At 47.6% G+C, this 16,003-nt stretch carries 10 protein-coding genes and 2 rRNA genes (1 of these 12 only partly in view); all 12 read right to left on the bottom strand.

Annotation, left to right across the window (positions count from 1 at the left end):
• Position 1: 1 nt before the first annotated feature.
• Positions 2 to 1,387 carry an ATP-binding protein gene (locus K365_RS0124690; protein WP_024336759.1) on the bottom strand — a complete coding sequence of 462 codons (1,386 nt, stop codon included), beginning with the start codon at positions 1,385 to 1,387 and terminating at the stop codon, positions 2 to 4.
• Entirely contained in the window at positions 1,384 to 4,926 is a 3,543-nt protein-coding gene (locus K365_RS0124685; RefSeq protein ID WP_024336758.1) for a hypothetical protein, read from the bottom strand. The genes K365_RS0124690 and K365_RS0124685 overlap by 4 nt, the downstream gene beginning before the upstream one ends.
• A 2-nt stretch (positions 4,927 to 4,928) precedes the next feature.
• Positions 4,929 to 6,143 carry a restriction endonuclease subunit S gene (locus tag K365_RS0124680; RefSeq protein WP_024336757.1) on the bottom strand — a complete coding sequence of 405 codons (1,215 nt, stop codon included), beginning with the start codon at positions 6,141 to 6,143 and terminating at the stop codon, positions 4,929 to 4,931.
• Complete coding sequence (locus K365_RS0124675) at positions 6,140 to 6,607, bottom strand: four helix bundle protein (RefSeq protein WP_024336756.1); 468 nt, start codon at positions 6,605 to 6,607, stop codon at positions 6,140 to 6,142. The genes K365_RS0124680 and K365_RS0124675 overlap by 4 nt, the downstream gene beginning before the upstream one ends.
• Positions 6,604 to 7,659 (bottom strand): virulence RhuM family protein, encoded by a 1,056-nt coding sequence (locus K365_RS0124670; RefSeq protein ID WP_024336755.1) that lies wholly within the window; start codon positions 7,657 to 7,659, stop codon positions 6,604 to 6,606. The genes K365_RS0124675 and K365_RS0124670 overlap by 4 nt, the downstream gene beginning before the upstream one ends.
• 82 nt (positions 7,660 to 7,741) lie before the next feature.
• Positions 7,742 to 9,334 carry a type I restriction-modification system subunit M gene (locus K365_RS0124665; RefSeq protein WP_024336754.1) on the bottom strand — a complete coding sequence of 531 codons (1,593 nt, stop codon included), beginning with the start codon at positions 9,332 to 9,334 and terminating at the stop codon, positions 7,742 to 7,744.
• Between the two features lie 3 nt (positions 9,335 to 9,337).
• Entirely contained in the window at positions 9,338 to 9,916 is a 579-nt protein-coding gene (locus K365_RS0124660) for a restriction endonuclease subunit S (protein WP_024336753.1), read from the bottom strand.
• Between the two features lie 242 nt (positions 9,917 to 10,158).
• Positions 10,159 to 10,848, bottom strand: a complete 690-nt coding sequence (locus K365_RS28985; RefSeq protein ID WP_051147956.1) for a class I SAM-dependent methyltransferase — start codon at positions 10,846 to 10,848, stop codon at positions 10,159 to 10,161.
• 59 nt (positions 10,849 to 10,907) lie between these two features.
• Positions 10,908 to 11,351: a DUF1499 domain-containing protein gene (locus K365_RS0124650; RefSeq protein WP_024336752.1), complete on the bottom strand. Its 444-nt coding sequence runs from the start codon at positions 11,349 to 11,351 to the stop codon at positions 10,908 to 10,910.
• A 92-nt stretch (positions 11,352 to 11,443) separates the two neighbouring features.
• The gene (locus K365_RS0124645) at positions 11,444 to 13,144 is read right to left on the bottom strand and encodes a protein adenylyltransferase SelO (protein ID WP_024336751.1); all 1,701 of its coding nucleotides are present in this window, start codon (positions 13,142 to 13,144) and stop codon (positions 11,444 to 11,446) included.
• 357 nt (positions 13,145 to 13,501) lie between these two features.
• A 5S ribosomal RNA gene (gene rrf / locus K365_RS0124640) occupies positions 13,502 to 13,618 on the bottom strand.
• A gap of 133 nt (positions 13,619 to 13,751) precedes the next feature.
• Positions 13,752 to 16,003 (bottom strand): 23S ribosomal RNA (locus K365_RS0124635); it runs 736 nt beyond the window's last position.

Genomic DNA, 16,003 nt, shown 5'->3' with positions numbered 1-16,003 from the left:
TTTATACCTCATCATTCTCATTCACTTCCCAATAGCCTTCTTTCCTGCCGCCCACCCGACGCAAGAATCCTTCGGCTTGGAGCTTCTGAATATTGCGTTGAACAGATCGTTCGGTAATGCCAATCTTCTCGGCCATTTCCGGAATGGTAATCGACGGGGTTTCCCGACAGGCATCCAGAATCATACCCGACGTTTTCCCGACGCTTACCCGACGCTTTCCCGACGTTTCATCCGAATTCTTCCCGAAATCATCCCCGCTGCTTTCCGAACCAGGCTTTTCGGAAGTCGGTGCTTTCAACAGCTCAACCGTCACACCGCCGGAATTTTCCTCAATGATCGGCACCGGTAGTCCAGCCGCTTTGCAGGCATCGGTAATCTTTTCAATGCCCCGTCCCCAGGAATCAATATAGCCCACCCGATAGCACACCTCGGCGATGAGCGGGTTACGGGGAATCGAACTGTGCACCTGAAAAAGCTTTTCAACGGTTAATTCGAGCGGTAGGGTGCCGGCATTCCACAACGATAGCCGGTCATCCATGACACGGAGCTGAGTCATGCTGCCCATATAATTGCGATGCACCAGTGCATTGAGCAGCATTTCTCGCAATGCCGGAACCGGATATTCCAGCTCTTCAATGCGACGCAGCCCTTCAAAGTGTATCGGCTTAATTAAAAACTTTCGTTCCAGCTGCTCCATCACACCACGAAGGAGTTGGAAGAGGTTGCCCTCGCATACCTCCTGAAAGCGCATATCCACCATGTTGAGACCAAATCGGCCTATTTTTAAAAACAGATTGGGATAAAACCTACCCGGCTTTTTACCAAAAAGAACGATTGCCGCATTGGTCAGTCCTTCCTCGGTGAGCAGGTGCAACTTTTTCAATAATTCTTCTGGAGAAAGCTCTGAAATATCAGGCAAACGCCCAGCCGTGACGGCTTCCTCTTTGAACAGCTCAATAGTCTCGTTATCGATATCATCCAGCGTTGCTTTTTCTTCAACCACCCGATCCCAGGTCATGCCCATTTTCTTCAGCAGAAACTCTGTTAGGGCATGGCCTTTCAATTCCTGCTTCACTGAGCCGGAACGCCAGTAGTAGGAACCACGCAGAGAAATGGGCACAGTCGAAGCCTCGACGATGATTTCCAAATAGGCTTTGCCGTCATCGTGCAACAGATTGATATGCGGCATCAGCCCCAGTTGATCGCGTATCTTGTTTGGCAGGTCTTCCAGCAGCTTCTTAGCATTTTTCAAGCCAGTGACTTTGCCCGTATCATCCTTGCCGATGAAGATTCGCCCGCCCTGTGCATTGGCAAAGCCGCAGATCCACTTCAGGTAGTCGTCATTCCACGACTGCTTCCATTCGATATTTTGGGATTCTTTAGTCATTCATCGTTCTCCTGCCGATGCTCTGCAATTACCCGTTCCGCCTCTTTGTCGTAACCGTCCGCTAAGCCCCGCAAAGTAATAGCAAATCGTTGAAAACCTTCATTCTCTGCCTCTTCAGCTTTAACTCGAAATTGGTCAGCCAACGCCTTTTCTGGTTTGCCAGTGGGATCAACCCAATGAACACCTCGCGAGTTGTATGTCCCTGTCCTGAATCCATTGCGCATATCTTCGGCTTCACGGTCATTCAGTGCAGCAGCAACCACTCGGTTTATCCACAACCCATTTTGATCTGCTGGGGCATGAATCAAAACTTCGCCGATGTTTATGAGAGCAACTTCCAGGTGGCCTGATTCGGTGCAGAATGCCTTGACGTCTTGAAGCCACTTCGTGAAATGTCCTTCGTTGAACGTTCCATCTTTTTGTGTTCCGGGAGGAGTCTTCCATTCATGCAGTAGCCGCCAGGCATTTGTTGCAATTGCCTTTGACTCTTCTGTGGGTTCTCTCTGCGACTGATCTTCTTTCTTGGAGCGGTAGATTAGGCGAATTACCTCGCAGAAAAACTCAGGATTGTTAGCCAATCTGTTTTCGAGGAGTTGCGGCGCGGCACCCCTATAGCGGTCCAACAAACGAAGATACGCCCATTCTACTTTGAATAAATCGTCTTCATTTACAGAAGGGTCTGCCTGAAGAAACTTAATCAGTTCGACAATGTGATAACCATCCATGGCATAGCTTGCTTCATTGGAAGAAAGAGCTGCAAGCAATGCTTGAACACATTGATTGGTATCTATTGGCTGTTTGGAATGCAGCCTTCTATATATGCAGTTGATTGCTGCGTGTGGTCTTCCATGTTCAATCAGCTTTTCAATAGCCGTGGGAAGGTTGCAATCGGCTTGATAGGCATTTGCTCCTGCACGGGTCCAATATTCGTCCTCATGATCCTGAAGCCATTCGGAGACGCGATTCCATGTTTCTTTAGTAAATGGTAAGCACGCCAAAAATTGCCCTGTTTGAGTTGGCGACCAACTCGATTTATCAATACCGTCACACCAATCCCAATTTTTTACATAAAAGCGCCGCCAGATAAAACTGCTCACTAATGCATTATGATTGGTATCTTCTGTACTCAGAAAATTAGGAAGAAAGGTCTCTTCAAACACATCATCATCAACACCTCCAAGTGCGTGACCCACTTGACTGGGTGACGTCACTGATTCGGCAAAACGAATGACTCCCTCTACACCCTTTTGCTGATACACTTCCAATATAGCATTCTCACGACGAGCGGTGAGTTTTTTCTGCTGTTCTTCCCAATCGCCGTTTTCATCGTAGAGATCAAAATCACTGTCCGTAAAGAGATGCTGGTACAAATTGAAAGGATCAATTGGCGCAAGTTTTTCTGCAACGGCTTCAATTCTGACAATTAATTCTTCGGGCAACGCCCATTTATCATCTGAAAACCGACGATGATGATTTGTGAATTTTGTGAGGTGGTCCCAAATAGAAAGCCGTTGATCTTCGGAAATTTCGGAAATGGGTTGTGAAGAAAGAACTTCGATAAGCTGATCAAAAGCTGGTTGTGGTAAATTGTCGAAATTATCAATCAACGTAGATAGACGGGAAGTATTATGCCCTGCTGCCGACACTGATAACTCTGCATAAAACGAAGCCTGCTGCCAGTATTCCTGATGCGTCACACCTTTTTCCCAGTCGTCGGGAATAATCTTTCTCCAGTTTGGTTTATGTGAACCGGAAGATGTTTGGTGCTGACCGGGTAAAAGCTGAATGATTAAATTCCATGCGACATCAGGCCATTCGTTGATGAGTGTGCGCACTGCCACTTTGCGCTTTTCAACAGATGCCAGTGTTTGCGGCAGCCATGGAAGCAGAATAGTTGAAAGCGAATTAGCTGGGCGATTGGCCCACTGACCACCTGGGTCATGACTGGCAAGTTCACCAAGCACAACACATACACGAACCAGATATTGTTCCTCCCAAGCCAGACCTTCCAATGCCCAGAGCAGACCGGTAAGATAATTGCCACCAGTAATGCCGTTTCCTTCCTGTGAGAAAAGTTCATCAAAGGGGCATGGTGTCAGACGTAATGCTTGTTCCACCGCACTGAGAAACTCTCCGGGGTTGGCTTCGGCTATTGTGGGCAACAAGCTGTTCAGGCTACCCCAACGAACCCAGTCGGCATTAGACAAGATTTCACGCAGGGCCAACACACAAATAGTTTCAGCTTTCCCTTGGGAACTGTTGTTAAGTGCGGCGAAGGAGCTGCCAATAAGCGCTAAACCTTCAGTTATGCCTTTTCGCAATGCAATAGAATAGCTTAATACCTTACCGTGAATACTGGCTGAATAACGTTCTTCGGTTGGTAATTCAAATGCCGGATCAGACTCACTCAGAACCTTAACTGCCAACAATTTAAAGGTATCAAGATTTTGATCAAAGATGCGTGATCCCAACAGGTTCAAAAGCTCAGATCGTCCAATAACCTTCCATACACCATTTTTTAAGGTCAACGGGCTATCCGGTAAATGCAGTATTTCTCTGGCTTTCTTTAACCAGTCTTCGTAGCAAATACCAAGGATCTGAGTAACCGCTTCAACATCATTATTATTCTTTTCGTTCCAACTGCCAATTAGTAAGGCAAATGACAAATAAGCAGCGTCGGCATACTGTACCCAATCAGTTTGAAGGATTTCTCTAGTGACCTTTAATTCTTCCGGGATTGCTTTTACAACTTTCTGCCTGAATGCATCCTTAAGGTCTTCTGGCAATTTATCAGGAGTAACGGTACCAGCGTCTTGATTCCAAGTCTGTACGATATCGACTACCCGAGACCAGACCCATTGAGGATATTGCTGTTGAAATTGGGAGATGTGCGAGTGCAATAAAGACAATACAACTCCGTACTCTTTCCCTAAATCATACCCGAGCAAGTGGAAGTGGTTCAGAAAGTTATAAAGTTCGTCCTTTGAAACGTCATTTCCGCCATTTGCTGTCTTTAGATGATGCTTAATAACATCCAACTTTTCAGAGCTCTTAGACGGACTGAAATTTGCCTGTTGAACGTTTCGGATGAACTCATCAACGTCCTTGGTGTGTCTTGCCTGATTTAATAACCATTGAACATTATGTGCATCTGTCGCAGTAAGCGGGCCGGTGATCAGCGAGATAACATCCTTGCCTTTGGTAAAAACTTTCGAGTTGTTGAAGTCGCTCCAGGCGGCCTGCATTACTTCGCCAAAAACAGAACTCCCTTGTGTAATAGAAATTGAATGTTTTACCTGTCCAAGGAGTTTCCGTTGCTCCTTACTATCTGGATTCTTGGCAAAGACAATAAGATCGTCGGTGTCAAATCCGTCAATTTTCCCCTGAAGTTTAATTTCGGATATAGGCCAGCAGGGAAGGCAAGGCGCATAACCACCCGTAAGCATTAAAGCGACGTAAGATGATTGTACATGTGCTTCAAAGTGTGCTCCACCTCCGCCGGTAGAGAATGCGTTGCTTAGTTTTTTCCCTGCAGCCATGATTACGCCTCCATGTATTGGTTAACGATTTCCGGCTTTACCCGCCATTCGCCCGTCAGCATCTTCTGCATCAGGCCGCGTTTCTGGGTTTTGTATTTGTCTGCAAGCTGTTTCAGCAGATCGATTTCTTGCTGACAAACGGAAAGAGTTTCAGCAATGTCTTTTTGTTCTTCGAAAGGAGGAACGGGAATCTTAATGCTTAGAAAGTCAGGTATGCTTATCTGTTTCCCATCACGAATGCCGATGACAGCAAGGTTCAAATACTTCTCAATGAAGATATAGGACTTAAAAAACAGCCGATAGAAGTCCCTGTTCAATTCAATTTTCGGTCTCAACACTGTATACGCAGGGCTGACGATCCCTTGATAATTCGAGTATTCAATGCCGCCTTGGAATGAACGAAGACTTATCGCAAAATCTCCTCGCTTGATGAGCTTGTAGCTGGCTGTTGTTCCGTCCGGTGACATGACTCGGCCTTCCAACATGCTGCGAGGGATAACGCCACGATCTTGAGTAACAGACAGAAGCTCTTCTTCGGGTAAGTTCTTTTCAGTTATCGTGTCGAATATTTTCTTCGGTTTAATATGGGGCCAGAAATCGCACCGCTGGCTAATCAGTTTTTGAACCTGGCCCTTTAAGCTGGCTTCCTTCGCCTGAATCAGCCGTTCGGTTTTATCGATGGCCTCATCCCAGGTGGACAGCAGAGTGGCAATGGCTTTTTGCTCGGAGAGTGGAGGGAGCAGGACAGGAAATGCTTTCAACTGAGATGAGTTAATGCTGGCCAGATTAGTGCTTTGTTTTGAACAGCTGAGAAAGTACTTTTTCCCATATGAACTGCCTGTTTGAGCTGACAAAAAACTTGACAACAATTCATGGTTGTTTGGCCGTACTGCAAATACATGATTCTGGTGTAGACAGTTTTGGATTTGACCTTCCCAAACAGCTCCTCTTCCGAGTTTGTCGAAATCGCCTCCCTCTGTTAGCAAAACGTCACCATTCTCAAGTCTGTAACGATTTACTTTATCCTTGTGGATATTAATGATTTTTATCTCCGACAAATCCAAATAGCCATCTTGGACATTGGCTACTCGAAGATAAGGAAGCTCTATACATTCTTCTTTTGAATTCTGATTTTTGGCAATTCCTGTTTGTATAATGGCCACTTTCTCGAGGCGTTTTCTTTTCCACCCAGTAGGTAGGTTTATGATCCTGCTCATCGCTGAATCTCCCCAGTAGAAATTTGAAGAGGGATGTTTGAAGTTTGAAATTTTTCACATTTCACATTTCTAACTTCATTCTTTTTATTTTTCATTTTCTTGATAATCGTAGTCAGTATTGCAATCAGCTGGTTACACTCATCAGCCAGGTCTGTAAGCTTGTTTTTTTCAACAATTCCGGTTGCACACAGCAGTCTTAACCAATAGTGTGTTTCACGGGCTTCTTTGCAGGCAATACTGTATTTGGAAACAAAGTCCGCTTCACTTTGAGATGCCTGACCTTCTTCAATATTAGCTCCAACAGAAGTGCCTGACCTCAACAACTGATTAGCCAGAGTGCGACTTACCCCTGGTTTCTCATCCAAAACACGACACAGCAAAATAATCCGCCTGGCAAACTCAAACGACCGCTCCGGCAAATCGCTCTTCCTTTCCCCCTTCAAACTTCTCTCTTCACACTTCACTGGTCTCCTCCTGATTTATTTTTTCTATCTCGCTTCAGGGTTTCGGCGGATTGAGTCAGATCTTCGATATAGTTTTGATCTGCTTTTTGCTGTGCTTCCAGTCGGCGTTTTTCAGCGAATTGATCGTATTGATCATTGGCAAAGTCCAATGCAATTTCCCGGCTGATACTTCCGGCATTTTCAAGGACGGGCAGTTCGACATCGACAAGGAATTTATCGAGAAAGCTCTCCCAATCAGCCATCTGGATGGTCTGGCGTCTTTGAGCACGAAACTCGGCCTGATCAAGGAACATGACCGTGATTCGGTTGAGAGTGTCGATCTCTTTTTTATCCAAATAGTTTTTGGCGGTGCCGACATCGGTTTTGAGTACGCGTGAGCCTTTCCAGTTGGTCAGTCCCATGTTGGGTAATTCGGCATTGGCACGCTGCTTTACAATTTCCGCAGCGGTCAAACCGGTAGCGGCATAGTGCATCTTGTTCTGCATGGTGGCAAAAAAGAGTTGTGTTTGTTTTTCACCCTCCTGATAGTCATTGGCGAGTGCGAAGATATTTTTGATCATCAGGTAAACACGAGCCTCACTGGCACGGATTTCCCTAATACGAGCCAGAAGTTCGTCAAAATAATCAACGGTTCCGGCGTTACCCTTGAGCCGTTCATCATCCATGGTGAAGCCCTTGACCAAATATTCTGAAATCCGCTCATTGGCCCATTTTCTGAACTGAGCACCCCGTCTGGAGCGAACCCGAAAGCCGACAGCAATGATCATTTCCAGATTATAATGATCAATCAGGCGTCCCACCTGCCGGTTTCCTTCAGTTTGAACTATTCGGAATTTCCTAATAGTTGCCTCCGGCCGAAGTTCCTCGTCGTCGTAAATATTTGCTATATGTTCATTTATGGTTGGAACGGCAACTTTGTACAGCTCTGCCATCAGCTTTTGACTCAGCCAGACGGTTTCCCCTTCCAACCGCACCTGAACCGGGCTGTCCAGCCCTTTTCCCTGATACACTAAAAGCTCGCCCTTGGGTGGTTCGTTGTTTTTATCTGGCATAATATCTTCCCTCAACGACCAATCCGAGCAAATTTCTCTTCATTTCACCCTTCAAACTTCTCTCTTCATACTTCATCTGTGGTTACCTCTGAATCTGCTGAAGTTTTTCCGCCATCTGCTTTCTCACTTCTGCCAGCTCTTTTTCCAGATCGTCAATCTCCACCTGCACCGCATCGATGTCGATCTCCTCTTCCTCCTCAAAGGTGTCCACGTATCGGGGAATATTGAGGTTGAAGTCATTTTCCTTGATCTCGGCGAACTCGGCCACATGGGCGTATTTTTCTTCTTCAGCCCGGGCGGTATAGGTCGCCATGATCTTGCCGATATGCGCTTCCGAGAGGGTGTTCATGTTTTTACCGGAGACATATTCCCGGCTGGCATCGACAAAGAAGACGTTTTTACAATCTTCACGAGCACCGCCTTTTTCACGGGAGCGATCAAAGACCAGAATCGCCACCGGGATATTGGTGGTCGGGAACAGATTGCCCGGCAGCCCTATAACGGCATCCAGCAGGTTTTCCTCGATTATTTTCTGGCGGATACGGCCTTCGGCTGCGCCCCGGAACAACACACCATGGGGAACCACCACGGCAACACGGCCCTGCTTTTCAAGGGCGGTTTCCACCATGTGGCTGATAAAGGCCCAGTCGCCTTTGCTCTTGGGCGGCACTCCGCGCCAGAAGCGGTTGTACTGATCGCTCTCGGCGCTTTCGGCACCCCATTTATCCAGAGAGAACGGTGGATTGGCCACCACGCAGTTGAATTTCATGAGCCGGTCATTTTCCACCAGCAGCGGACTGTTCAGGGTGTCGCACCATTCCACCCGGGCGCTGTCAAAGCTGTGCAGGAACATGTTCATCCGGCAGAGCGCCCATGTGCTGCCGTTGGACTCCTGTCCGAAGAGGGCAAAGTTACGCCTTTCTTGAGCGCTGCGCGCGCCGCGGGCCACCTCTTTGGCCGCCTGAATCAAAAGTCCGCCCGATCCGCAGGCCGGGTCACAGATACGATCGCCCGGTTTGGGCCCAGCCAGCTTGGCCACCAGTTCGGTCACCTTCAGCGGGGTAAAGAACTCTCCAGCCTTCTTTCCGGAGTCGGAGGCAAAGCGCTCAATCAGGTAGATGTAGGTGTTGCCGATCACATCCTCGGAAACGAGGCTGGGTTTCATGCTGAGCTGCGGCTTGTTAAAATCTTCCAGCAAGGTTTTAAGGCGTTTATTCCGATCCTTTGTCCGCCCGAGGTTGGCCTCGCTGTTAAAGTCGATATTGCGGAAGACCCCTTCGAGTTTGCTCTTGTTGCTTTCTTCAATATGATCGAGCACGATATTGATCAGCTCACCGATGTTGGCGGCGGACCGGCGTTCATACAGGCTGTAATAGGTGGCGGGAAATTCATCCAGGACCGTTTCCTCGCCGGTTTCGTCATTCTTTTCGGTGAGTAACACCTGCGGGAGGACAAAACGTTCACGCTCGAGCTTGCGGCGGATACGGGCATCGTCATCGCCATACTGCTTCTGATACGCTTCGTAGTGGTCCTGCCATACATCGGAGATATATTTCACAAACAGCATCACGAGGATGTAGTCTTTGTACTGGGCCGGGTCAACAACGCCCCGGAAGGTATCACACGCCGCCCATGCCGCGTTGTTGATGTCTTTCTGAACAATCTTACTGCTCATATTTTATTCTCCTTTTGCAAGCTGCATTAGTATAGTTGAAATGTATTGTTCCCGCTTGTCGGCCAGCGTGTGAAGCAGGGTTTGTTCACGAGCAGACAACGTGGCCAGCTCAACGATATTTTTCTGTTTTTCCAGACTTGGCAGCGCCACCTCCAGCTCTTCAATTGCCTGCTTGCTGATCATCTTCTGAACCGTTCCCTTGGCCCGGCTGGTCAGAAAAATCTGCGCATCCCGCTGGCTGATATACCAGTTCAGATACTCGGGTAAAACCTTGTCTGGCCTGGTCACCCTTATCCTTAATAAAGGAGCGGCGACAACGGCCTTTCCCGGATCTTCAAGAAGAACCGCTGCCGTGGTCACATGCCCGCGAGACCTGAATACCAGATCACCTCTTTGCGCGAGGTGGTGCTCTTTCATGGCCTCCATGTTGATTCTGACCAAATCATCACAGCCGACCGTGTTGTCATCCAAAAGATCCTTCATCTGAATAACTGCAACTCCGCCACCTTCAGAAGCTTCGAGACGGGACCTGAACGAGTATCCCATCTGCACAGATGTTATTTCTTTTAATTTCTTTTTCACCACACCTCCAATTTGCTGCAATAAAGTTACTGCAAAGTATACTCATAAAAATTCAGCCGTCAACTTAATTTTACAAAAATATCGTTACTGTAATTTTCATTGCGATTAAAAATGGTTTCTCATGGTAACTTTTAATGAAATTATTGAGGTTCCGTAAGAATATACGAGATAAATTGAGGCGAGGACTACTTGCAGTGCGGGCACCATTTTTCAGACAAATGACCACCCATAGACTGCCCCTGTTATTGTGTGTTGCTTTGTATTAGGCCGGAGCGATCAATCATACCATATCCGTGGTAGAAATTTTTTGCTGAGTACAAGCGGGTTTTTGGGGCAAACGAATGCAAATTTTTAACACAAGGACCTGTACAACAGATAGGTGTAATCCCCTGCATCAACAGAGCTGCCTTTTTTAAATCCGTGCCCCAGGACCAGATCATCCACCTCTTTTTCCGACAGCCGGATATGTTTGGGCGGACCGGGCGGGCCGCATCGGATATCAGGGTCATGATATTGGTGATATTTTGTTTTTCGATCCTTTTTTCCAGAAGCTTTATCCCTTCTTCCCACAGATCCAGTGCATAGACCAGGCCTTGCTCTCCGACGATCTCAGAAAAATAAACAGAATAATCCCCTCTCCCGCAGGCCAGATCCAGGACAACCGATCCAGGCTTTACAGGCAAAACATCGGAGATTTTTTTCAAATCAATCAAATCAAAACTGCTCTTGCCGGCCCCTTTTGGATTTTTTCCCTTTTCTTCAGCCATGTTCCATCCTTCCTCATATGTTACGTTAAAATAAATGCTTTTCCCATGACGAAGCAACCACAAAAATACCGATTCAGTACCATTGTTCGCAAGACTATGAGATCCCTCTGGTATCCAGATGGCATCTCCGGGATTGACCTGCTGTTTTTCATCATCCACCTGCATGCGCCCCCATGGGCACGATATGTGGTTTCAAGAACCGCTTTATCATTGATATTTCAGATCTATTTAAGAAATTCACTTCGAATCCGCTCAATTCGTTTTCGGTTTGCCCCAAGGTCGGAATATCCGATACGGGATGCGGATCGGATATGGATGACCATCTCGCCTGATTTCTCTTTCGGAAAATAAAACTCCACGTCATCGACAAATCGAAACAAAGCGGACGTAAATTCTGCTCGAATATAATTTTCCTGAGCCGTCAAGATCTTTGCCCGCCTTTGGGAACCAAGTATCTGCAAAAGACGGGCTCGCGCATCCTCCCGAGTGCCTTCATAACGAATCGGTTGAATATATTGTTTTTCACCAACCGCCTGGCTGTTAACACAATTTGGTGTTTTCGGGCACGGTGCCAACGCTCCATTATTTATCCCCAGATCAGAAACAGCCCCAACGCACCCGGGTAACCATATCAAGGTTATTAAACCAACTGCAATTTGTTTGTTCAAAGCGTATTTTTCCTTTATTCTAAAAATTACAGCATAAAAATACGTCACCGAATTTTCGACTCAGAGCACTAAGTTTCAGTATATTTTCAAAATCAAGATGAACAGCTATAGTGCGAAACGCCACCAACGTTAAAAAACGCCTCAGGTTTCAGACGATAATATTTCGCTTCTACCCTTTGTGATTGCTCATCATATGGAGAGCCAAGCACTTCCTGCAACTCTCTGACCAATGTGTAGTCACCCTGCATGGCTTGTTGGTAGGCGGGGACAATCAACCACTCCCGCCATGCATATTTGGGGTTAATCTGTTTCATCTTTGCCGATATCTCAGCCAAATTGCCGCCTTTGATAACGAGGTCGTGCCAGTTTTTCAGCCAGGATTGCCATGCCTCATCGAGTTGTTGATCAGTCTTGCTATAAAAACTCTTTTTCAAGGCTGACACATTGTCTGGTACATGGGATAATTCACGGAAGAAAATGGTGTAATCCACCTTTGATTGGGTCAGTAACTGCATTAATCCCTGCACCAGCTTTGGGTGATAGTCCGTCAAGCCAAGCTTGGCCGCCCACATTTTTTGGATCTGTTTTTGCATTGCCTCTGCAAAGCCATGACGTATTTGATCCAATTGTTCCAAAGCTTGAGTCTCTTTTGCAAGCAGCGGTCTCACTGCCGTCCAGAACATGTGGTAATTCGCTTCTGCGGCCGTTGGCTGATTGAGGAAGGAAAAGTGTTCGCCGCCGCCAGTCCATGGTTGAAATCCGGGGTCGAACATTTCACAGAATCCAAATGGTCCATAGTCGAGGGTAAAACCGCCGGCGGCGCAGTTGTCACTGTTATAATTACCCTGGCAGTACCCGATACGCAGCCAATCGGCCACCAGTGACGTAAGCCGCTGGCGAAAAAGCTTAGCCAATTCAACCACTTGATCCGCAAAAACAAGATCTTGATTAATATCGTTTGGGTATTCCCGGTCAATTACATGCGACACAATCATGCGCAACTCTTCTAAGGCGCTTTGATGAGCATTGCCGCGAACCCGGCGGGCAAATAACTCTAACTGACCAACGCGCAAAAAAGAGGGTGCAACGCGAGTTGAAACAGCCACAGGATTATCCACCATAATATCAGGATCGGTGGAATGAGCGTCCTGGGAGTACCAGGGCCGGGTAACGGTCTCAGATTTAGATACATACAGGGTCAGAGATCGCGTTGTGGGAACCCCCAGGGCGTGCATATACTCTTGTGCGAGAAACTCACGCACACTTGAACGAAGGACTGCGCGCCCGTCGGCACCACGGCAGTAAGGCGTTGTACCGCCACCCTTTAATTGCATTTCCCAGCGCTGTCCATTGAACATCCCTTCAAATACAGATATCGCCCGACCATCGCCATAACCATTGCCGGTACCAAATGGACATTGAAGGGTATATTCGGTGCCATAAATTGACAGGGCATAGCCAGTTGCCCAGCCAATCTTACGCATAGGCTCCTGCGCTGCTGAGAGATCACCAGAAAATACCCGGCAAAATTTTGTATCATTTACCAACTCGTCGCTCAACCCAAGTTCATTAAAAAAAGTGCTGCTATGGGTAACATATTCTGGGTCTGGAAGCGGCGTGGGAGTCACCGGTACGAAGTGACCGGAAAAAACCTGACGGGGACGGTGATCATCACCATCCCCGGTGGCATCAGGATCGGCATTTAAGGTATCCATTAAAGAATAATCAGCTAATCGCACAAACTCATCAAAAGTCGATATTCTCTGCTGAGCAGATGGTTTAGACAATGACATTATTGCAAATACCTCGCTATGGGGAGCGCGCATTGAGCGCTATTAAACAAAATTACAGTAGCAACTTCAGCCCAATCTGAATGTTGCATAAAAAAGAGAGGGGCAAAACATTAAAAAAATTTATAATTCAATTACTTATAAAAAATTCAAACCAAGGAATTGCCATGACGCCTTTGTAACACGAAACCAATCGAATTCACAAGATGCAAGGTCCGTTACAACCAAAATTTGCCGATCAAACTTTTATCAGTTTCTCAAAAATTAAGTTGATTTGCCCAAATCACAATTATCCAAGGATTCAAACTAAAACGCAAAAAGCCCTGACCGTTAATAACGATCAGGGCTTTTTGATAAATAATCCGGCAGTGTCCTACTCTCCCACACAGTCACCCATGCAGTACCATCGGCGCTAAAGAGCTTAACTTCCGTGTTCGAGATGGGAACGGGTGTGACCTCTTTGCTCTAACCACCGGATTAAGGGGGGTATGGATCCGGAACGTTTGATGGGGTAAGGGCGCTTTGCGCGGCTTTGTTCCATAGATCCAAAAATCTGTTGCAGTAAGATATGTGTTCACATGAAAGCGTTTAAACCTGTGAGTGAAAAAAAGTGGCTAAGCCTCACGACCTAATTAGTACCGGTTAGCTCAACATGTTGCCATGCTTACACACCCGGCCTATCAACCTTGTAGTCTTCAAGGGGTCTTCAGTCACTTGCGTGATGGGATATCTAATCTTGGAGTTGGCTTCCCGCTTAGATGCTTTCAGCGGTTATCCTTGCCCAACTTGGCTACCCAGCAATGCCCCTGGCGGAACAACTGGAACACCATTGGTTGGTCCATTCCGGTCCTCTCGTACTAGGAAAAGATCTCCTCAAATATCCTGCGCCCACGAAAGATAGGGACCAAACTGTCTCACGACGTTTTAAACCCAGCTCACGTACCACTTTAATCGGCGAACAGCCGAACCCTTGGGACCTGCTCCAGCCCCAGGATGTGATGAGCCGACATCGAGGTGCCAAACCGCCCCGTCGATGTGAACTCTTGGGGGCGATAAGCCTGTTATCCCCGGCGTACCTTTTATCCGTTGAGCGACGGCCCTTCCATTCAGAACCGCCGGATCACTAAGACCTACTTTCGTACCTGCTCGAAATGTCTCTCTCGCAGTCAAGCTCCCTTATGCCTTTGCACTCTGCGGCTGGTTTCCAATCAGCCTGAGGGAACCTTCGCGCGCCTCCGTTACTCTTTGGGAGGCGACCGCCCCAGTCAAACTACCCACCAGACACTGTCCTCGATCCGGGTTACGGACCTAAGTTAGAACACTGAAACATAAAGGGTGGTATTTCAAGGGTGACTCCACAAACACTGGCGTGCCTGCTTCCAAGTCTCCCACCTATCCTGCACATCATGTCCCAAAATCCAATGTCAAGCTGTAGTAAAGGTGCCGGGGTCTTTCCGTCTTTTCGCGGGTAGACGGTATCTTCACCGCCATTCCAATTTCGCTGAGTCCCTGGTTGAGACAGTGTGGAAGTCGTTACGCCATTCGTGCAGGTCGGAACTTACCCGACAAGGAATTTCGCTACCTTAGGACCGTTATAGTTACGGCCGCCGTTTACCGGGGCTTCGGTTCAGTGCTTCGCCTTGCGGCTAACAAATCCCCTTAACCTTCCGGCACCGGGCAGGCGTCAGACCCTATACCTCGTCTTACGACTTTGCAGAGTCCTATGTTTTTAGTAAACAGTCGCTACCACCATTTCTCTGCGGCCCCCCACAGCTCATATAGAATTATAATCACCATCAGGGGCATACCTTCTCCCGAAGTTACGGTATGATTTTGCCGAGTTCCTTAACCAGAGTTCTCTCAAGCGCCTTAGGATACTCTCCTTGCCTACCTGTGTCGGTTTACGGTACGATCACCTGTTATCTCGATAGAGGCTTTTCTTGGCAGCATGGGTGCAGTCAGTTTATGGGTCAAAGACCCTCCTCATCACTTCTCGGCCTTAAAAAATCCCGGATTTGCCTGGGATTTAAGCCTACCGGCTTGAACCGCCTATTCCAACAGACGGATGACCTGCCCTCCTGCGTCCCCCCTTCTCTCAAACGACAACGAGGTGGTACAGGAATATTAACCTGTTTTCCATCGACTACGCCTCTCGGCCTCGCCTTAGGGATCGACTAACCCTGAGCAGATTAGCTTTACTCAGGAAACCTTGGGCTTTCGGCGAGCGGGCCTCTCACCCGCTTTATCGCTACTCATGTCAGCATGGTCTCTTGTGTCACCTCCACACACCCTCACAGGTGCGATTCTATGACAACACAATGCTCTCCTACCGATGTATAAATACATCCCGCAGCTTCGGTACTATGCTTTAGCCCCGATACATTTTCGGCGCAGATCCACTCGACCAGTGAGCTGTTACGCTTTCTTTAAAGGATGGCTGCTTCTAAGCCAACCTCCTGGTTGTCTGGGCATTCCCACATCCTTCTCCACTTAGCATAGATTTGGGGACCTTAGCTGGCGGTCCGGGTTGTTTCCCTCTCGTCCGCGGAACTTAGCTCCCGCGGGCTGACTCCCGTACTTTAACTTACCGGTATTCGGAGTTTGGTTAGGTTTGGTAATCTGGTGAGACCCCTAGCCCATCCAGTGCTCTACCTCCGGTAAGAAACATACGAGGCTATACCTAAATATATTTCGGAGAGAACCAGCTATCTCCAGGTTTGTTTGGCCTTTCACCCCTATCCACACCTCATCCGAACAGTTTTTAACCTGTATCGGTTCGGGCCTCCACACCATTTTACTGGCGCTTCACCCTGGACATGGATAGATCACCTGGTTTCGGGTCTACTCAATGCAACTGACCGC

This window comes from Desulfotignum balticum DSM 7044, from assembly GCF_000421285.1.
GTDB lineage: Bacteria > Desulfobacterota > Desulfobacteria > Desulfobacterales > Desulfobacteraceae > Desulfotignum > Desulfotignum balticum.
The sequence above is the reverse complement of the archived record's forward strand: the minus strand, read 5'-3'. Positions and strand labels throughout refer to the sequence as shown.